This window comes from Bradyrhizobium sp. Tv2a-2 (assembly GCF_000472425.1).
Lineage (GTDB): Bacteria > Pseudomonadota > Alphaproteobacteria > Rhizobiales > Xanthobacteraceae > Bradyrhizobium.
The window spans coordinates 1-17,817 of sequence record NZ_AXAI01000002.1 but is presented as its reverse complement, the minus strand read 5'-3'; the positions used below and the strand labels follow the sequence as shown (position 1 = coordinate 17,817).

15 protein-coding genes, 1 tRNA gene and 1 pseudogene are annotated in these 17,817 nt (G+C 60.2%); 2 read left to right on the top strand and 15 right to left on the bottom strand.

The annotated features are described in order from the left end of the window. Positions 1 to 28: 28 nt before the first annotated feature. The 14 genes from A3AI_RS0103595 to A3AI_RS0103525 form a co-directional block, all read right to left on the bottom strand. On the bottom strand, positions 29 to 1,216 hold the full coding sequence (locus A3AI_RS0103595; protein WP_024514259.1) for a 6-phosphofructokinase: 1,188 nt from the start codon (positions 1,214 to 1,216) through the stop codon (positions 29 to 31). A 24-nt stretch (positions 1,217 to 1,240) separates the two neighbouring features. Beyond that, positions 1,241 to 2,386, bottom strand: a complete 1,146-nt coding sequence (locus A3AI_RS0103590) for a fructose-1,6-bisphosphatase (protein WP_024514258.1) — start codon at positions 2,384 to 2,386, stop codon at positions 1,241 to 1,243. A 686-nt stretch (positions 2,387 to 3,072) separates the two neighbouring features. Continuing rightward, positions 3,073 to 3,148, bottom strand: a tRNA-Lys gene (locus A3AI_RS0103585). Between the two features lie 175 nt (positions 3,149 to 3,323). Beyond that, the gene (locus tag A3AI_RS0103580; RefSeq protein ID WP_024514257.1) at positions 3,324 to 3,875 is read right to left on the bottom strand and encodes a Spy/CpxP family protein refolding chaperone; all 552 of its coding nucleotides are present in this window, start codon (positions 3,873 to 3,875) and stop codon (positions 3,324 to 3,326) included. Positions 3,876 to 4,003: 128 nt separating this feature from the next. Further along, complete coding sequence (locus A3AI_RS0103575; protein ID WP_024514256.1) at positions 4,004 to 5,287, bottom strand: TRAP transporter large permease; 1,284 nt, start codon at positions 5,285 to 5,287, stop codon at positions 4,004 to 4,006. Beyond that, positions 5,287 to 5,859 (bottom strand): TRAP transporter small permease, encoded by a 573-nt coding sequence (locus tag A3AI_RS0103570; protein WP_024514255.1) that lies wholly within the window; start codon positions 5,857 to 5,859, stop codon positions 5,287 to 5,289. The genes A3AI_RS0103575 and A3AI_RS0103570 overlap by 1 nt, the downstream gene beginning before the upstream one ends. 310 nt (positions 5,860 to 6,169) lie before the next feature. Beyond that, positions 6,170 to 7,177 carry a TRAP transporter substrate-binding protein gene (locus A3AI_RS0103565; protein ID WP_024514254.1) on the bottom strand — a complete coding sequence of 336 codons (1,008 nt, stop codon included), beginning with the start codon at positions 7,175 to 7,177 and terminating at the stop codon, positions 6,170 to 6,172. A gap of 270 nt (positions 7,178 to 7,447) precedes the next feature. Beyond that, positions 7,448 to 8,407, bottom strand: a complete 960-nt coding sequence (locus A3AI_RS0103560; protein WP_024514253.1) for a LysR family transcriptional regulator — start codon at positions 8,405 to 8,407, stop codon at positions 7,448 to 7,450. Between the two features lie 190 nt (positions 8,408 to 8,597). Continuing rightward, positions 8,598 to 10,157 (bottom strand): 2-isopropylmalate synthase, encoded by a 1,560-nt coding sequence (locus A3AI_RS0103555; RefSeq protein ID WP_024514252.1) that lies wholly within the window; start codon positions 10,155 to 10,157, stop codon positions 8,598 to 8,600. A gap of 1,187 nt (positions 10,158 to 11,344) precedes the next feature. Further along, positions 11,345 to 12,121 (bottom strand): maleate cis-trans isomerase family protein, encoded by a 777-nt coding sequence (locus A3AI_RS0103545; protein WP_024514251.1) that lies wholly within the window; start codon positions 12,119 to 12,121, stop codon positions 11,345 to 11,347. Between the two features lie 247 nt (positions 12,122 to 12,368). After that, positions 12,369 to 13,082 (bottom strand): maleate cis-trans isomerase family protein, encoded by a 714-nt coding sequence (locus A3AI_RS0103540; RefSeq protein WP_024514250.1) that lies wholly within the window; start codon positions 13,080 to 13,082, stop codon positions 12,369 to 12,371. Between the two features lie 360 nt (positions 13,083 to 13,442). Then, positions 13,443 to 13,628 (bottom strand): hypothetical protein, encoded by a 186-nt coding sequence (locus A3AI_RS0103535; protein ID WP_024514249.1) that lies wholly within the window; start codon positions 13,626 to 13,628, stop codon positions 13,443 to 13,445. 7 nt (positions 13,629 to 13,635) lie between these two features. Beyond that, complete coding sequence (locus A3AI_RS0103530) at positions 13,636 to 14,139, bottom strand: hypothetical protein (RefSeq protein ID WP_024514248.1); 504 nt, start codon at positions 14,137 to 14,139, stop codon at positions 13,636 to 13,638. Positions 14,140 to 14,157: 18 nt separating this feature from the next. After that, positions 14,158 to 15,087 (bottom strand): hypothetical protein, encoded by a 930-nt coding sequence (locus A3AI_RS0103525; RefSeq protein ID WP_024514247.1) that lies wholly within the window; start codon positions 15,085 to 15,087, stop codon positions 14,158 to 14,160. A gap of 565 nt (positions 15,088 to 15,652) precedes the next feature. Between A3AI_RS0103525 and A3AI_RS50170 the strand changes: the two are divergent. Next, positions 15,653 to 16,048, top strand: a pseudogene (locus A3AI_RS50170) (FUSC family protein); the annotation flags it as partial. On the opposite strand, the gene A3AI_RS42085 reads toward A3AI_RS50170, so the two are convergent. Continuing rightward, positions 16,027 to 16,566 carry an IS110 family transposase gene (locus tag A3AI_RS42085; protein ID WP_502685727.1) on the bottom strand — a complete coding sequence of 180 codons (540 nt, stop codon included), beginning with the start codon at positions 16,564 to 16,566 and terminating at the stop codon, positions 16,027 to 16,029. The pseudogene A3AI_RS50170 and the gene A3AI_RS42085 overlap by 22 nt on opposite strands. A 384-nt stretch (positions 16,567 to 16,950) precedes the next feature. Here A3AI_RS42085 and A3AI_RS0103515 point away from each other — a divergent pair, with 384 nt between their 5' ends. After that, positions 16,951 to 17,325 carry a hypothetical protein gene (locus tag A3AI_RS0103515; RefSeq protein WP_024514246.1) on the top strand — a complete coding sequence of 125 codons (375 nt, stop codon included), beginning with the start codon at positions 16,951 to 16,953 and terminating at the stop codon, positions 17,323 to 17,325. Positions 17,326 to 17,817: the final 492 nt, after the last annotated feature.

Here is a 17,817-nt window from a genome sequence, read left to right as displayed (position 1 = left end):
TCGCTGCGGGCCGCAACAGCGAACCCGACTATGACGCGCGATTGAGAAAGATCGGTAGCCCCCGCTTGTTTGCATAGGTTGGGCGGTAGCGCTCCGTGTTGTAGGTGCTGGCGACGTCCAATTTGCGAGGGCCGAGCTTGGCGTCGGGAATGGGCACGAGGTCGTAGCGGCCGTCTACCAGCGCCGACATGAGGCCGGTCCTGCCTTGCATCATGGCATCGTAGGCCATGTTACCGAACGTCAGGGCCACAAGCTTGTCGATGAAGTCCGGATCGCCAGATCGCAAGTCGTAGGTGAGATCGGAGGTGATCGTCTCCTCGCCGGCGCGCCGCTTGATCTCCTCCGCAAGCGATTCCGCCACGTTGACCTTCTTGCGGTGACCGTAGGCGTCAGGCTCACCGTATTCCTGCAGCTTGTGGCCTTCCCACTCGGCTCCCTCGCTGAGTACGATCAGCGCGTAGTTGCTTGGGTTGGCGCGCTTGTCCTCGATGAGCAAACGGATCAGCTTGTCGAGATCGACCTTGAACTCCGGTATGACGCATCGTATCGAGGTCGCATACGCGGTGTAGAGTGCCGTAAATCCGGCATCGCGGCCGAAGACGCGGAAAATGCCGATTCGCTCATGCGAGCCGACGGTGGTGCGCTGCCGCTGGATGGCATCGGTGGCGCGGGTGATCGCGGTCGAGAAGCCGATGCAGTACTCGGTGTTGCGGACGTCGTTGTCCATCGTCTTTGGGATGGCGGTGATTTTGACGCCGAGTTCATTGAGCTTGGCCGCATAACTGAGCGTGTCGTCGCCGCCGATGGCGATCAGGTGTTCGATGCCAAGTCCCGAAAGGTTCACCAGCACCTGGCCCGTGAGATCCCATGTCTTTTGCGCGATTCCGCCCTTGGTGCCCAACGAGACTGGAACATCCTCGCCGACGAGATGATCGGGCAGCTTTTGTATTTTCGACGGATTGATGCGGCTCGTGTGCAGCACGGTGCCGCCGCGCCGGTCGATGGTGCGAGTGTTTTCATGGTTCAGCGGGAGGACGTAACGGGACCTGCTGTTTGGGTCCTCGAGGTTCAGGTGCGTGAGGGCCTCCCAACCACGGCGCAGGCCGACGACCTCGATGTCGTCCTCGCTGCCGCGATAGGTCACGCTCTTGATGACTGCGTTGAGGCCCGCAACATCGCCGCCACCCGTTAGAATGCCGATGCGTTTTTTTGGCATACCCACCTCCTGGGCAGGCGGTCTCTACTCCGCCGCTTCCGGCTTGCGATCCTCGCGCAGTCGAAAACGCGTCATCAGCGCGGACACGGTGTCGCGGAAACCGCCGTACTCCAGCTCGGAATAAGGCAGCATGGCGGCGCCAGACCAGCCTTGGCTGCGCATCTCGATGGCCTTGCGCTGCGCCGACCTGCGCACCTCGTCCCAGGCTGGGTTGTCGAAGAAATCGGTATAGGACTCCGAAAAGCGGCCTTCCCTGTCGATCGAAAAGCCGGCGCAGGAAACGATCGGCAGGCAGTACATACCTGTGACCGGCGTGTTAAGCGGCACGGGCATGAGCGGCATCACGTGCGAGCCGCGCGCATCGCCGCCCACGAAGTGCGCCTTGGCGAACGGGGAGATGATTTCTTCTGGTGCCGGGAACATCCCCTGGTTCCTGACGATCGCGACCGGATCATCCTTGCCGGTATATTTGCCTGCAATCGCGTGAAGACGCTGCGCCGAGACAGCGACGGCTACCTCGCCATATGTTTGAGAAATGATACGATCAATGCCGAAGCGCTCGTTGTCGCGGAGCAGCGCGGCAATATGGTAGCTGTCCGTGGGCGCGTCGAGTTCGATCACGCTGTCACCGGCCGTGTTGTCCATGTCGATGACATGGAAACGGAATCCCTTGATCATCTGGGGCAGCATCAGCCCGGCGCAATACATGGGATCGGCAAAGGCAAGGTAGAGCGGCAGGTTGTAGGCGCCGGGGCCGCATTTGTCGGCGGCGAACACCATGAAAGACTCCGCGGGTCTCGGTCCCGAGAGGCTGTGCTCGAAGCTGAGCTCGGCGACGCCTGGACCGGCACCGCGAATGTTTCCGGAAGGCGCGTCCGCGAGAAGATCCTGGCCGGCGCCGTAGAGCCCGGAGGCTTTCGCAACGGAAGTGGCCGCCAGAAACGTCCTCCAGGCGAGTTGATGAACCTCGGAGCTCCCCTCGCCCCGAGTGTGCGTCATGATGATCGCGATGTCGTCGCCGGTGTGACAGATGAAACCGTCGATCAACAGACCATTGCAGATCGCCTTCGCGACCTCGCCCTCGACAGTTGCTATCATGCGTGAGGACGGTTTCGTATGCCCGCCAACGGAACCAACGTCAGCCTTGATGACTGAAAGAGTGAGTCTCATGAGTGTCCCTCCGTGCAGTACAGCTCAGCGCCTCGGCGCTCGCTGCGCCGGGGCACGGCGCTGCTCATTCGCGGACAAGAACGTCGATCGCTGCGATAGGTTCCATGCATCCGGTTCCTCCGGTTGCCGGGATCATGCAGAATTCTTCTTCTGTAGATTTATAGGCATCAGCTCGTGTTTGCGTTAGAGGCGCCCACTTGCTGCACCAGCAGACGGCCTATTCCGCTCCCTGCGACTGATCGTCGTTCAGTCCTCAACTGAAGTCCTTCGGACTTCGGAAGATGATTGGAAGAAAGCCGCCTCGAGAAGCAGAGCAAGCGCTAGCAGACTACATCGCGCGAAAATATCAACCAGCACGTCGCCGACGGGATATCGAAGACATCGATTGTGCCGACGTTCTGTCGATTTATTTGACTGATGTCGGGGAGCCCGGCGACCAGTTTGAAATTGAAGCCAGGTGCAAATTCACCTCTGCTGCAACGCGGTCGCGCTCTCCCAATGGGTTGACGGGCAGCGCGCCTTCGGCTCCATCATCATCTGCTCGCGCAGACAGCCAACTTTTCGAGATCATGGGCGTTAGCCAAAGAGGCTCAACAAGAGAACGGAAAGGGGGATTTTGTCAGAATGAGCAGGTGACGAGTTGTCAGAATGTTCAACTCGCCCCGTTGCCAAGATATTGATTTGCTTGGTGGGCGCACCAGGGCTCGAACCTGGGACCCGCTGATTAAGAGTCAGCTGCTCTACCAACTGAGCTATGCGCCCGGCGCTTGGGACCGGAAAACCTTTGCAAGCGGGCGTCGTTTAGCAAAGCGCCCCCCTGATGTCCAGCAAGGCGGAGCAAGTTTTCCCGCCTTCTTCTATCCGCTTAACGTACGGAAAAGCCGCCGGAATCCGGCGGCCTCCCCTGACCGAGCTGCGATCCGCTGAAGGGGCCGCCTCAAAGCCGCTCCGGCCCGCCGTCGCGGTCGGGGCGCGGACCGCCGCCGTCGCGCTCCATCCAGCGGTGGCGCCAGCCCTCTCCGCCGCCGCCCATTCGGCCGTGGTGGGTGAGCAGCGCCAAACGCCGCTTCTGGCCGTCGTCAAGCGTCTTGTAGAGCGGATCGGCCGCATCGGCGATCTTCTTGAGCGCCGCCGAGGTCGTTGCCATATCGTCGGCCCGTTGGCGGAGCCGCGCCACCGGGTCAGGCGGCGTCTCCTGATCGTTCTGGGCGTCCTCGCGCGCCCTCATCCGCGCATTGGCCCGGTCCATCCGGAGCTTGGCAAAATCCCGCACCGCCGATTCCACCGGCGGCCACAGCTTGTCCTGGTCCGGCGTCAGCTTCAATCCCGCATGCACCGCAGCAATCCGCGCATCCAGCATCGCGGCGCGATCCTCGGGGCTCAACCGCATATGGTGCATGTGCTCGCGAAACCAGCCTTGCTGCGCGTAGACCGCAGTCGAGGCGGCGATGGCGAGCGCAGCCATGCCAGCGATTGCAAACCTTCTCATACGAACCTCCTCCGAAAGGCATACTCACCCATCAGGATGGTCGGAACACGGGAGGCTTTCAACTTACACTTTGGAAAGACGGCGGAACCCTACCTAGATTTAATCGACATTAACCGATCGTGAAGGATTTATATCATCCCGAGCACGTGCGGCAGCCATAGCGAGATTTCCGGCACATAGGTGATCAGTCCCAGAAACACCAGCATCGCGCACAGCCATGGCAGCACCGCGACCGTGATCTCGCTGATCCCCATCTTGGCGATACTCGAGGCGATATAGAGATTGAGCCCGACCGGCGGGTGACACAACCCGACCTCGGTGTTGACGATCATCAGAACGCCCAGGTGCACGGGATTGACGCCGAGCTTGGTCGCCAGCGGATAGAGGATCGGCGCCATGATCAGGAGGATCGACGACGGGTCCATGACGTTGCCGGCCGCGAGCAGAATCACGTTCACCACCAGCAGGAACATCCAGACCGAGAGGTTCTTGTCGATGATCCAGGCCGCCATCGCCTGCGGGATCTGCTCATGCGTCATCAGGAAGGAGAACAGCACCGCGTTGGTAATGATGTAGAGCAGCATCGAGCTCATGCTCGCTGCCTGCAACAGCACCTTCGGCACCTCGGTGAGCTTGAGCTCCTTGTAGACGAAGACCGTGATGAAGAAGGCATAGACGGCCGCCACCGCGGCAGCTTCCGTCGGCGTGAAGATGCCGCCATAGATGCCGCCGAGCACGATGACGATGAGAAGCAGGCCCCAGAAGCTGTCGACGAAGGCCTTGACCTGCTCGCCGATGGTGGCCCGCTTCATCTTGGGGTAGCCGTTGCGGTGGGCGACGAACCAGGTGACGGCGGCCAGCATCAGCGCGAGTAGAATGCCCGGCACAATGCCAGCCATGAACAGCGCGCCGATCGAGGTATTGGTGGAGACGCCGTAAAGCACCAGGATGATCGAGGGCGGCACCAGAATGCCGAGCGCGCCCGAAGTCGAGATCACTCCGACGCCGAAGCGGCGCGGATAGCCGTAATCCACCATCGCCGGCATCATGATCGAGCCGATCGCAACCACGGTCGCAACGCTCGAGCCCGAAATCGCCGCAAACATCGCGCACGCCGCGACGCCGGCAAGCCCGAGCCCGCCTGGCAGGTGCCCGACCAGCGATGTCGTAAACGTAATCATCCGTCGCGCCACGCCGCCGCGGGTCAGGAACGTGCCGGCCAGGATGAAGAACGGGATCGCCATGATGCCGAAATTGTCCAACCCGGAGAACAATTTCAGGCCGACGCTCTCGATCGGCACTTCCGTCATGGTGAACAGGAAGGTCAGCACGGTGAGGCCGAGCGAGATCGAGATCGGCATGCCCGTCAGCATCAGGGCAAATAGCAGTCCGAAGATCAGGGCAGCACTCATCACGCTTCTCCAAGCGCGATCGGCGCCTTCGGGCTGACCTCGATGTCGTCGACATGGGTCGCGTCATGGTGCGGCAGCTCGCCGGTGCGGTAATACGTCCACATCACCTGCAGGAAGCGGAAGCACATCAAATACGAGCCGAGCGGGATGCAGGCGTAAACGATCCAGCTCGGGATCTCCATGTCGGGCGATACCTGGTCGGTGTGCATCAATTCGATGACGAATTTCGCGCCCATGGTGCCGACGATGGCGGTGAACAGCGCGCCGCCGAGCAGGCCGAACAGGATCACCCACTTCCGCCAGGTGTCGTTGAGCCGATTGATCAGCACGTCGACGCCGACATGGATGCCGGTGCGCACGCCATAGGCGGCGCCGAACTTCGCCATCCAGATGAACATGTAAATGCAGAGTTCCTGCGACCAGGCGAGATTGATCCCGAACAGGTATGGATAGAGCACGGGCACATCGACCAGGAAGCGATGAGCGACCGTGACGAAGGTCAGAAGCGTCGCGGCGCCCATCAGGCTCGCGATGATGATCTCCTCCAACCGGTCGAGAATACGAAGCAACATACAGATCCCCTCTAGAGCAGGATGATTCATCATCCCGCTCTATCGTTTCCAATTGAGCATGACCTTTTCGGAAAGCCTGTCCCAGCTTTGCGCTGGAGCGGCCCCTGTAGATCCGGATCATGCTCGTAGCAATTGGGCGGGCCGATGCCCGCCCGATCATGCAATTCGACAACGGCCGCCCACCGGCCGCGAACCAACCACGCAACCGCCTAAAGCGCGATGAGATTTGGTTGAATCGTCATCGCGCTTTAGGTCTTTGATTGAGCATGATCTTTTCGGAAAACCGCTATACACTTTTCCGGATCATGCTTTAGTTCATCGGGCCGCGGCCGGTCTCCTTCAGGAATTCGTCAATCAAGGGCTGACCGACGCGGGAGGCGACGTCCTTGTAGACCGGCATCGTCGCCTTGCGCATCGCCTCGTCCTGCTCGGGCGTCAGCGTCACGATCTCGGTCTTGCCGGTCTTTTTGATCGCCTCCAGCGCGTCGTCGTTCTCCTTCGCTGACTGGCTGTTGCCGTAATCGGTCGCTTCCTTCATCGCCTTGGAGAGCTGGTCGCGGATATCGGCGGGCAGGCCGTCCCAGAACTTCTTGTTCACGACCACGACGTAGCCGATGTAGCCGTGGTTGGTGACGGTGGCGTATTTCTGCACCTCATGCATCTTCTGGGTGTAGATGTTGGACCAGGTGTTCTCCTGACCGTCCACGACGCCGGTCTGCAGCGCCTGGTAGACGTCGGAGAAGGCCATCACTTGCGGAATCGCGCCGAGCGCGCGGAACTGCGCTTCCAGCACCTTCGAGGACTGGATGCGGAATTTCAGGCCCTTGTAGTCGGACGGCGCCACCAGCTTCTTGTTGGCAGTCATCTGCTTGAAGCCGTTGTCCCAATAAGCGAGACCGGTCATGCCTTTTGAATCGAGCAGCTTGAGCAGCTTGGCCCCGAGCGGGCCGTCGGTCACCTTGCGCAGCGACTTCAGGTCGGGAAGGATGTAAGGCAGGTCGAATACCTCGAATTCCCTGATCCCGATCGGGCCGAATTTGGAGTTCGAGGGCGCCAGCATCTGCACCGCGCCGAGCTGCAGCGCTTCCAGCTCTTCCTTGTCCTTGTAGAGGGTGGAGTTCGGATAGACTTCGACCTTCACCTTGCCGTCGGTGTACTTCTCGGCGAGTTCCTTGAACTTGTCGGCCGCCTTGCCCTTGGGCGTGTCGGACGCCACCACATGGCTGAATTTGATCACGATCGGGTTGTCAGCGGCATTTGCCGGTCCGACCGAGACGAGGGCCGCAATGGAAACAGCGGCCAAGATCAGTTTACGCATCATTCCTCCCGCAACTTCGTAGGACGCGCGCCGTTGCGCCCGCGCCCTCTAGTTTTTCAAGCCAACCGCACCAATACAGACAAGCCGGCCGAAATACCATTGCCCCTTTAGCAGGGCCTCTTATCGTTGATTTGCTGCACCGCAAAATGCGGCATAGCCACTGTGCTTTCGAGTTGCAATGTCCCCTAATCGCCTGTCAGTCCAATAGAGCCTCGATAACGCGCCATTCGCGGCCTTCGAATGCTCGCTCACCGCGCTGGAACGCGCATGTCACGTCCGGCCCTCCGCCGCCAGCAGGTGATCGAGGACAAGATGGCTCGGCCTCGACAAATGGTCACGCGCGCGCACGACGATCCGCAGCTCGCGTTCGGCCCAGTCGTCGCCGAGCGGAACTGCGTGCAGCCCCATTCCCTTTCCCACGACCTCGAAGGCACGATCCGGCATCAGGCCGATTCCCATGTTCGCCTGAACCATGCGGCAGACCGCGTCAAAGCCCGGCACGTTGATGCGCAGCCGCAGCGGCTTGTCGGCCTGCGTTGCCGCATATTGGGAGCGCAGATAGATCGAGCTCGCGGTGTGCAGGCCGATCTGGTCGAAATCCAGCGTATCCACGAAAGGCAGGCTCTCGCGCATCGCAAGCGGGTGATCGGCGCGCATCACCACCACGAGATGGTCGTAGCGATAATGGAACGTCTCAAGCGAGCGCGCGTCCGCTTCACCTGAGCAGATGCCGATCTCCGCCGCGCCTTCCTCGATGCCGCGGACCACCTGCCCGCTAGCCCGCTCCTGGAGGTCGACCTTCAGAAGCTTGTGCTCGGCGAAAAAGCCGGAGAGATCTTCCGGGAGGAATTGCACGATCGCCGACAGGTTGGCGAGCATTCGCACGTGCCCACGCACGCCTTGCGCGTATTCGCTTAGTTCGGCCGCGATCTTTTCGACGTTCAACAAGGTCAGCCGAGCATGATGCAGCAACGCTTCGCCGGCCGGCGTCAGCGCCATTCCCTTGGCAAGCCGCTTGAACAGGGTGACGCCGAAGGCGAGCTCGAAATCGTTCATCCGCTTGCTGACGGCGGACGCCGCGATGCCTTCGCGGTTGGCGGCGCGCGTCAGGTTCTGCTCTTCACAGATCGCAATGAACAGCCGCAGCGTCGTCAGGTCGATCCGCCGCAGCAACGCATGTTCGGCTGATGTAGCGGCGCGTGAGTCGGGGTCGATGGCTTGCGATGTCATGGGTCATGCCGGGGGTTGGAGCGATCGGCAAAGATTAGCCCCGGCAATCGCGCGAAAAATCTCAAATTCGTGTAACAAGCTGGAACGACCTGGGAAATATTTCCAATAAAACGCCTCAAACACACGGTTTTTGCCAACGGACAATCCGGACCGACGCCCGGATTGCCCGTTCACGCGCGAGCGGCGGCCTTTAGCTCGCTGCCGCCGCCGGCATGTCGCGCTGGCGCTTCATGACGATCTTGTTCAGCGCACCGAGATAGGCCTTGGCAGACGCAACCAGCGTATCCGGATCGGCGGCGCGCGCGGTCATCGAGCGGCCGTCATGCGACAGCCGCACCGAGACCTCAGCCTGCGCATCAGTGCCCTCGGTCACCGCATGCACCTGGTACAGTTCCAGCTTGGCCTCATGCGGCACCAGGCGCTTGATGCAGTTGAACACCGCGTCCACCGGCCCGTTGCCCTCGGCCTCCTCGATCCTGGTCTGCCCGTCGACGTCGAGCTTCATGGTCGCGCGCTGCGGCCCATGGGTGCCGGCGATGACCGTCAGCGAGGTCAGCTTGATGCGGTCATGCGCGGCGGCGATCTCCTCGTCCAGCAGCGCCTCGATATCCTCGTCGTAGATGTCCTTCTTGCGGTCGGCGAGCGCCTTCATCCGCACAAAGGCATCCTCGATCTGGTTCGAGCCGAGCTTGTAGCCCATCTCCTCCAGCTTGTGGATGAAGGCGTGGCGTCCCGAGTGCTTGCCCAGCACCAGTGAAGACTGCTTCAACCCGACCATTTCGGGCTTCATGATCTCATAGGTCGAGGCGTCCTTCAGCACGCCGTCCTGGTGGATGCCGCTCTCATGCGCGAACGCATTCCGGCCGACGATGGCCTTGTTGTACTGCACGGGGAACGACGTCGCCGCCGAAACCAGTTTTGATGCCGAGGTCAGGCGGGTGGTGTCGATCTTGTTCCAGTACGGAAACTTGTCGTTCCGCACCCGCATCGCCATCACGATCTCTTCCAGCGCGGCATTGCCCGCCCGCTCGCCGATGCCGTTGATGGTGCATTCGACCTGGCGCGCGCCGCCGACCACGCCGGCCAGCGAATTGGCAACGGCCATGCCGAGGTCGTTGTGGCAATGAACCGAGAAGATCGCCTTGCCGGAGTTCGGCACACGCTCGATCAGGGTCTTCATGAAGTAGGTGTATTCCTCCGGCACGGTGTAGCCGACCGTGTCGGGGATGTTCACCGTGGTGGCGCCAGCCTTGATCACGGCTTCGACGATACGGCACAGGAAGTCCATCTCGCTGCGGGTGCCGTCCTCGGCCGACCATTCGACGTCATCGATATGGTTCCGTGCGCGGGCAACCATGGCAACCGACGTCTCGAGCACCTGCTCCGGGGTCTTGTTCAGCTTGACCTTCATGTGCAGCGGCGACGTCGCGATCACCGTGTGCACGCGGCCGCGCTTGGCAAATTTCACCGCCTGCGCGCAGCGGTCGATGTCATCGGGGTGTGCGCGGGACAGGCCGGCGATGACCGAATTCTTGGAGCGGCGGGCGATCTCGCTGACCGCCTGGAAATCGCCTTCGGAGGTGATGGGAAAGCCCGCCTCGATGACGTCGACGCCCATGTCGTCCAGCATCTCCGCGACCTCGAGCTTCTCCTCGAAGGTCATGGTGGCGCCTGGGCACTGCTCGCCGTCGCGCAGGGTGGTGTCGAAAATGATGACGCGGTCCTTCTCGGACTTGTTCACGGAGCTCATCTCAAAAATTCCTTTTGGGTGGTTCGCGCTGCTTGCTTTGGGCGCTGAAGGGTCTTTGGTCCTCGAAAACCCCTGAGTGCCCAGGCGCGCATGGCCCAGCCGGCCCTCAGGGGCAGATAAGAAGGAGCCCAATAAGGAGGGTGGGCCGCGACGCAGCCGGAATCGTGCCGGGAACGACGGTCAGTGCCGCCTCCCCCTCGATTCCATGAATTTCGCTGCGAATCAGCATTGCCAGACCCTTTGGAGCACGGGAATCGTCGGCCAAAACGGTTGACGCTTGGTTGCCAACACCCGCTCCGCAACAATCTTCTAAACGAGAATTGCCGGTAGCCGCAACGCCAAAAGAGGGTCAGAATGGCTGACCTGCCTGCGAAGCGCGGCCCTCGATAGGCCTCTGGAATAATGCTGGATGCTCCGCCTTCGCGGGGCATGACGCCGAGAAGACATGAGATCGTGTCCTCGCGGCGCGTTTAGCCCGAGTTTTGCATCACATTCACCCTCTCGCTAACAGAGGGTGCAGGGAAGGCCGGGTGGCCGCTGCACCCGGGGCCCCCGCGCAAAGGAATTGCGCGAAAGCGCGTGAACCACAGGTACAGGCGGTGACAACCGGCCTTCCCTGCGCAGTGGGTTACGGCTTATACGGGCTCTCCCCGGTGAACCAATGCTCGTTTGCCACCGTCGCCTCGCATGCGCCTTTGGAGCAAATACGAGACTTGGCGCCAGCGGCGGGGCGCCAGGACCACACGACTTCGCCGTCCGCAATCAGCGCCGCTCGTCAGTCAGCACGATCACGTCCACCGCACTCCGCTCCACGTTCGTGACGACGCGTACGCCCCTTGTGTCGGAGCGGAATGAGGAGACCATACAACCGATTTATGTTTCGGAAAAGGAGAATATTTTTAACGCGCGCGGTTGACAGGATTTTGCGCCGGCGCTCGTCGGGCAAATCAGTAGCGCGATCGCAGCGGTCAGGGAAGTCTGCACAAGGTCATTGGAAAACAGGACGCCCTGACACACGGTGACACACAAGATCGTCCTGCAGCCTGACTTAGGCCGTGAACCGATAAACGCGTGCGAGCCGACGGCTTGTCAGAGTCCGCTGTGCCCCCCGATAGCCGACGTATTGCTGCAAAGCTGCGAACGACGCGAATGGGCCATCAACGGACATCACTGGAGACGCTTCGACCCTATGAGCGCGGTAGATCAAACTCAAAGATTCGGCCGTAGCTGGTAACTGGCGCTCGCGTGCCGGATAGGCGCAGAGCGCACCAAAAAGCGACTTGGTTTGCAGTCAGAACGGGGCGATCTAGACTATCCTCCAACGCCTTGATCACGCCAATGGCGCGGAAGCCGTTGCCACCAACGAAAACGCCTTCGGCATTCATGGGTACGTGAGAATGAACCCAGTCGTAGAGCTGGTCTGTTTGAATAGCCTGTTGATCCGATGGCAAACCTGCCGGTCCGCTGCAAACGACTTCGAGACCCTGGCTCTGGAAGTAGCGAACGCCCTGCTGATCCAATTCAGCCGAGAACCATGGCGGACTGACCAGTGCAACCCGCGTAACTGACAATGCAGCCAGTGCGTTAACCGCCGCCGCGCACGGGATGATCACTGGGATACCTCGTGTGCGAGCTTCCAAACGGGACTTGAGCGCCGCATCATCGGCTGCGCCTCGCACATAGCTGCTGCTGGTGAAGCCAAAAACAATTGCGTGCAATGGGGCCATTGCAAGCATCTCGGCGGCATCATCCACCGCAGGCGGATCAGCAAAGGCGCGCACGGGGTTTTCGGCGATGGTCGGGTCCATCGTTCCGCCTGGCTTGTAGCCACCAAAAGGAACGCGCGCGGCGTGGATCGAAACTCCATCAGGAGCGAGCGCGTTGAATTCCGCTTCTGGAACGACGTCGGCATGAGGTGTGAGAACGCCAATCCGTGTTCGCCCCCACCCGTCCGGCTGCCACATGCTCGTCTCCTTTGATCTGAAAGTCGGTCGCCTACCTTTTACTCACATCGGTGAAGGGGGATGTCCGAATCGGGTCATTCGCGTCGTTTTAGCGGTCAACCGCGAACTTCCGGTCTTCCTCGAACAACAGACATGTTCGTGGATAGTCGGCATGTCTCAAACGGGCCAAAGGCGGAATTCGGCGCCAATCGGATCATTTCGTTGCCGCACGCTGGTCGGGACGTCCAAAGAATGTCCCGAGAGTCGGTCATGCCGCGACAGGAACGGACCATTTGGCGGTAGCGCCGACGGCATCAAGGGCCGCCTCTATCGTGGCCTGGTTGCTGGTCACTACGGGCACACCGAAACGTCGCATCAGCAGTGGTCGAGCTTCGACAGCTCGGAAATTGGTGCAAGAGACGAACAAGAGATCATAGACCCGGTTGGCCAGCTCTCGTTCCGCAAAGGCTACAATTTCATCAGGAGTCACGCTGCTGATAGCAAAGTTCTCTGTCATGCCCAGGCCAGCCAAATGCACAACTGTCAGCCCCCGCCGCTCCAATCCGGCGCGGATCGCCTGATTTAGCTCGTCAACATAAGGCGTGAGCACAGCGACGCGCTTTCGACCAAGTCGTTCGATTGCCGTGCCCACCGCGTCGTTAGTGCTCACAACGGGCGCTGCCGTTTCACGTGCGATGCTATCGATGAGCCTCGTCTCGCCTTCGACTCCGAGGACCGCCCCGCCGCTGGTACATGCGAAGGCAACAACGTGTGGTCGCAGTGTTGCGAGGTCAGTCACGGCGACGGGAACGTGATCATAGATCATGCGCCGCTCGGCCTCCGCAGTGGTCTCGGCAAGATACATGCGAGCGGTATGAACCATTACGCCGTCCGGCAGCCCCAGCATGAAATCAGCCTCGACGGTCGTGTTGGATGACGGCACGATAATGCCGATGCGCCGCCATTCGGTACGATCACTCATTGGTAGCCCTCCGCAATCAAAGCAGGTTTGCTCAAAAAGGACGTCATTCGCAAATGGCGTCGGAAGACTACTCCAACCTCGTTTACGAACAAAGCGGTCTGATGCGCTTATGGCAACGCGCGGACCAACGCCAGCGCGCACCATGTCCGTTCCGGGTCTTGGCCGTGTAAAAACACGTTTTCACACAGCCAGGGTCATTCGCGTCACTGTCCCTCAGGCGCGCGCAACCGCCGATGTCTGCTTCACGCCGGAAGCGACTGAATTATTGCGTGGCCGCGAAATGACGCGAAGGGCAATGAACGGACAAGAGACCGCGAAACGGCGTCCGACCGACCGGACGCAGCTCCGTTTTTCCAGACCCTACGCATTCAGGAAGGCAAGGACGCGCGGCTCGCCAGCCGCGATCATCGAGGCGATGGCCCAGACTGGATTGGTGTCGGCAACCAGCCGCAGCAGAATCCACAGAAACGTGGTGCCGATAGCGACGTTGACTGCGAAACGCACGCCGAGCAGGTCGTCTTCGAGGAAGCGCTCCAGCAGGTTCATTGCGCTTCTAACCCGAGTCGCCCGACCCGTGGTGCAGCGCGGGGGCCGACCTCTGCACCTGCTCCATGAATTCGCGCGCCAAAATAAACAGGATGCTGGTGGACCAGGCAGTCGTCAGCAGCCCCGACATACCGAGCATGCCTTCGAGCAAGCGCCAGCGCAACGGCAGATAGCTCGCCTGCAGCGTCGTATAGTTCAACATCGCATTGAAGAAGGCGGTGGAGATGTTGGGTTGAGCGCCTTTCAACACGAAGAATGCAGCCCACGTCGCCACTTCGATGAGATTCACGAACACGATGATCCAGGCGCCAAGAATGACGATGCCCAAACCCACCGCGGGCAATCGGTATTGAACTGCTCGAGTGCGATCCCTGACCGAATTGGTCGCGCGCAGGGTGAGGAGCATGCCAGTCCCGTGGATCGCGATCGTGAGGGCGAGCAGCAAGGCGCCCCACAGGACCTCATCCGCTCGGGTGACGTAGGTCAGGTCTTGCTGCGAGAACTCGTGCATCAGGTGCCGGCTTGAGGCCTACTCGCGAGCCTGCGGCGGGTTACCTTTCAACCGGTAGACCAGACCGGTCTTGGTTGTGCCCAGCGAGAGCCAGTCGTGCCCCGCCTGCTGCAAGCCGATGAAAAATTGCTTACCGTGCTCGATGGCCTTCTCGTGAACGTCATCCCTGCGCTTGTATTTGGCCTGGAAGGCGAACTCGCCACACAGCGGCTTGTGCATGCCGCGCTCCCGCCATAGCGCAAGATTGCAGGTCGCCGTGATCCCCTTGCCGAAATCCAGCGTGCCTAGATCCTGCAGCACCTCTTCGACGATGGTGTGATTCACGTACTCGACCTTCTCGTCCTTAGATTTCTTCAAGGCGGATATGCAGGAGAAGACCTCCCCAAGCTTGGGCAGCGAGGTGAGGTCCATGTCGGGAACCTGGCTCAGGTTGAGCTGCACGTTGTGGGAGAACAGTACGCGGTAGCTACCCAGCTGGTCCTTCAGGGGCAGCACTTCCGCCTTGAACTTGATCTTGTACTCGCCGGCAATGCTCGGCCGCAGGTCGATCTCGGCGGCCTGCTGCACATCGGGGTGCCGAAACTTGAAAACCATCTCGGGGTCGCTGATGGGAAAGCCGTTCTCGTAAGCAATACGGCGGCGGAGGATAAACGCGTTATTGTAGAGGCGGAACCCCTCGGTGTCGAAGAACAGCACTTCCCTGATCTCGGGCTTCAGCACTACACCCTTGGTGGAGAATCCGACATCGAACTTCTCGGCCACCCGGCCCACCAACTCGCTGTACTCCTGGAATACTTTAGCCGAAGTGAAACGGTCGGGCTTGAGGATCAGCTTGCACTCGACATACTGGACCTTGTCGAGTGGATGCCCGTCGCTGTATTTGCCCGGCTTGATTTCGGGCACCCGGCCGGGCCGCAAGGGAGTCTGGGCTGCTTCCTGCTTTGCCATGGTTATCCTCCATTGGCTCTAGCGGCACCCTTCGGGAGGTTATGGTAGGGAAACGTTCAGTCCTTGTCCATCCCGTTTCGCTCAACTCGACCTTGCTGCGGCCGCCGCCGCACGGTTGACGAATGCGACGGCGTTGCCCTGGTGCACGCGCCCAGCCGGTATAGAATGGTCCGCGGCACGAAGGCGCGAGAACATCGATGCGTTTCCGCGCCGGTGACGATCCATAGGTGAGTTTGCCTTTCAGGTGAAGTTCGCTCGGCGCAGTGATGTGCACGAAAAGGCGCGAGAACGCGTCGCGAACTACTTTATTCGTCTGCAGCAAACTAGCCAAGCATGTATATATCTCGGTGCGACAAAAGTCGCCATGGTCTATCGCGTCAAGGGAAACCCTCCCAGGGCGCATGAGTGAACCGCGGGAAGCTAAGTATTATTTGCAGCGTGCGGTCATGCTGCCAACGTCTACTTCTGGAGCCGCCAACAATTTCCGCAGATGCAATTGAGGCCAACGTCAACCTTATCTGCCGATATTTAGCGTCGAGCGCTACTGGACCACGGAGAGTCAACAATGTTCGATCGCATCGTCGGGGATGACGTCCGCGGCATCCATTACGCCGTCAGCATATTTTGCGCCACAACTGTTCTTTGGATTCTTGTAAAAGCTGTCTCCGATGCGAGCCCTATCTGGGCGGTCAGCTCAATGGTAGCGACGAGCGATCCAATGATGAAGCAGGCGTTACTGACCTTTCGCGGGCGGATTATCAACACACTACTTGGCTGCGCGACCGGCTTGGCATTTTTAGCGTTCGGCCACACCGACCTTAGGCTGTCATTTGCACTGGCGGCGACGGTACTCCTGTCATCATACGTTGTTCGCGTTCCCACGATGTGGCGACAAGCACCGATTACGGCTGCGATCGTTATTTCAGGGGGGTTAGAACATCACTCGAAACTTAGCGGGATCGAGCAGGGCCTGCATCGCGTCGCAGAAGTGCTCCTGGGCTGCCTCGTTGGTTTGCTGGTCGCATGGTTGCTGTCGAAGGTTTGGCCGCTGCCCGAGCCGGCCTCGACGAGCGCTGGAAACGTTTGAGCCACCTCGTCGTCTCGCACGATGGCCAGCAGGCGGCGGTGCAGGATGATGATCTGTTCGCGTAGCGCCCGCCGCACGACGAGCAGCGGTTCCACCAGCACCACCAAGTCGGGGATAGTCTCGACAAGCTCCTGGACGCGGGCCTCGAACCTCACCGTTCCCACCATGCCCACCTTGAGGCCGAAGTTACGCAAAGTCCCGCGCAGATCGTTCTCGATGGCGATGGCCTTCGACTGCAATAGCTTACGATGGGTCAGCAGCATACGCAGTTTCTGGCTGCGTAGCGTCTTTACATGCACCGGACGATACACTCCCACCCGCATCATCTGAGCGATGCCGCGCGCGTCATTGCGGTCGGTCTTGTTGATCTGCGCCTTCANCACCGCCTGCATGTGCCGCGTCTCCACTGCCCGCGTCATCCAAAATACAGACACTCGCCTCCTTGACCGATACGTCCAGTCCGACAAAATGGTCCATGCTGCGCTTCTCCTTCTGATGCTTGAGGCCGTCACCACGGACCTCGTTTCGCCATGAGCCTGAAGCGCAGCACCTAAAATCTTCAGCTATCCACAAGCTGGCCGGCCGATTACCCCATCTTCACTCCCAAAGAGCGGACATCTAGCGGACATCGCGGGAGATCCGAGAAGGGCCAGAACCCTACCTGAAGGGATTGATTCAGATCAATTAGAGACCACCCGAAGCGTGTGACCCTGAAAGTGGCCCGTTTTGGCCGAATCTCGTGCTCCCAAGCGCCAGCAGTGTCAGGGAGGAACCGCATGATTACCGCGTTCATATCAATCGCACTAGTCAGTCAATTTGGAAGTCCGTTGGCAATACCAATTGGAGATCGTGTACCGCTCATCAATGTCGAGAAGACGTGCAAAGATAGTGCGGCCGCAAATAAGGAAGTAGGCATCACCGTAGCCGCTCAACCCTTTGAGAATTGCTTGCGTGACGAGAATGATGCGAAGCAACAGCTTAATGCGATCTGGTCGACATATGCCGCTCCAGTCCGTGAGCGCTGCGAGCAGCAGGCGACTCTTCTTGGAGAAGGCAGCTATGTCGACCTGTTGACCTGCATGCAGATGACCGTTCCAGCGAAGCCAACACCAACAATGGACCCGAAGGCCGCGAGCAAAAACAAGAACTAGTCCGCGCCCACTAAATTCAACGCACCGCCACCACCGTTGAGACCATGACCTTCGACGGACGCCTTCCTGAAACCCAGGGCTGACCTTTGTGTTGGTGCGTCACAGCAAGAACGGATCGTCGATGTCTGTTCAGGGTCTAAAGCGGCGGTTCGAGAGCCCGCCGATCACTTCCGGTCTACCCCCAACTCCGGACATGCGGCTGCATCGCGCTAAACCTCGCGAAGGGCCATGTGTGGACGGCTCCCGGTTGGCAAGAAGAATCTTCACTTTGCAGCGTTGGTCGGAGCAGCCATGTGTTCGGCCTGTTAGCGCGGTACCCATGACCGCTGGCCATAATGCCCTCCGCGGATCAGGTCCCAGTCAACAACACGCATTCGATGATGCCGTGGCCCTAGTGGGTTGTCCTGATCGCCGGATCGACCGGCACTGCATTAAGTGCTGTTCGCCCTCCCAACCATTGCGTCACGCCGGGCTGTCCGGCGCGAGCTCGTT

What these genes read in the sequence shown, in the direction of transcription:
- A3AI_RS0103590 (WP_024514258.1), bottom strand. Translation starts at nt 2,386, where the DNA reads ATGAGACTCACTCTTTCAGTCATCAAGGCTGACGTTGGTTCCGTTGGC.
- A3AI_RS0103595 (WP_024514259.1), bottom strand. Translation starts at nt 1,216, where the DNA reads ATGCCAAAAAAACGCATCGGCATTCTAACGGGTGGCGGCGATGTTGCG.
- A3AI_RS0103570 (WP_024514255.1), bottom strand. Translation starts at nt 5,859, where the DNA reads ATGTTGCTTCGTATTCTCGACCGGTTGGAGGAGATCATCATCGCGAGC.
- A3AI_RS0103555 (WP_024514252.1), bottom strand. Translation starts at nt 10,157, where the DNA reads ATGAGCTCCGTGAACAAGTCCGAGAAGGACCGCGTCATCATTTTCGAC.
- A3AI_RS0103530 (WP_024514248.1), bottom strand. Translation starts at nt 14,139, where the DNA reads ATGCACGAGTTCTCGCAGCAAGACCTGACCTACGTCACCCGAGCGGAT.
- A3AI_RS0103535 (WP_024514249.1), bottom strand. Translation starts at nt 13,628, where the DNA reads ATGAACCTGCTGGAGCGCTTCCTCGAAGACGACCTGCTCGGCGTGCGT.
- A3AI_RS0103565 (WP_024514254.1), bottom strand. Translation starts at nt 7,177, where the DNA reads ATGCGTAAACTGATCTTGGCCGCTGTTTCCATTGCGGCCCTCGTCTCG.
- A3AI_RS0103515 (WP_024514246.1), top strand. Translation starts at nt 16,951, where the DNA reads ATGATTACCGCGTTCATATCAATCGCACTAGTCAGTCAATTTGGAAGT.
- A3AI_RS0103540 (WP_024514250.1), bottom strand. Translation starts at nt 13,082, where the DNA reads ATGAGTGATCGTACCGAATGGCGGCGCATCGGCATTATCGTGCCGTCA.
- A3AI_RS0103575 (WP_024514256.1), bottom strand. Translation starts at nt 5,287, where the DNA reads ATGAGTGCTGCCCTGATCTTCGGACTGCTATTTGCCCTGATGCTGACG.
- A3AI_RS0103580 (WP_024514257.1), bottom strand. Translation starts at nt 3,875, where the DNA reads ATGAGAAGGTTTGCAATCGCTGGCATGGCTGCGCTCGCCATCGCCGCC.
- A3AI_RS0103545 (WP_024514251.1), bottom strand. Translation starts at nt 12,121, where the DNA reads ATGTGGCAGCCGGACGGGTGGGGGCGAACACGGATTGGCGTTCTCACA.
- A3AI_RS0103525 (WP_024514247.1), bottom strand. Translation starts at nt 15,087, where the DNA reads ATGGCAAAGCAGGAAGCAGCCCAGACTCCCTTGCGGCCCGGCCGGGTG.
- A3AI_RS0103560 (WP_024514253.1), bottom strand. Translation starts at nt 8,407, where the DNA reads ATGACATCGCAAGCCATCGACCCCGACTCACGCGCCGCTACATCAGCC.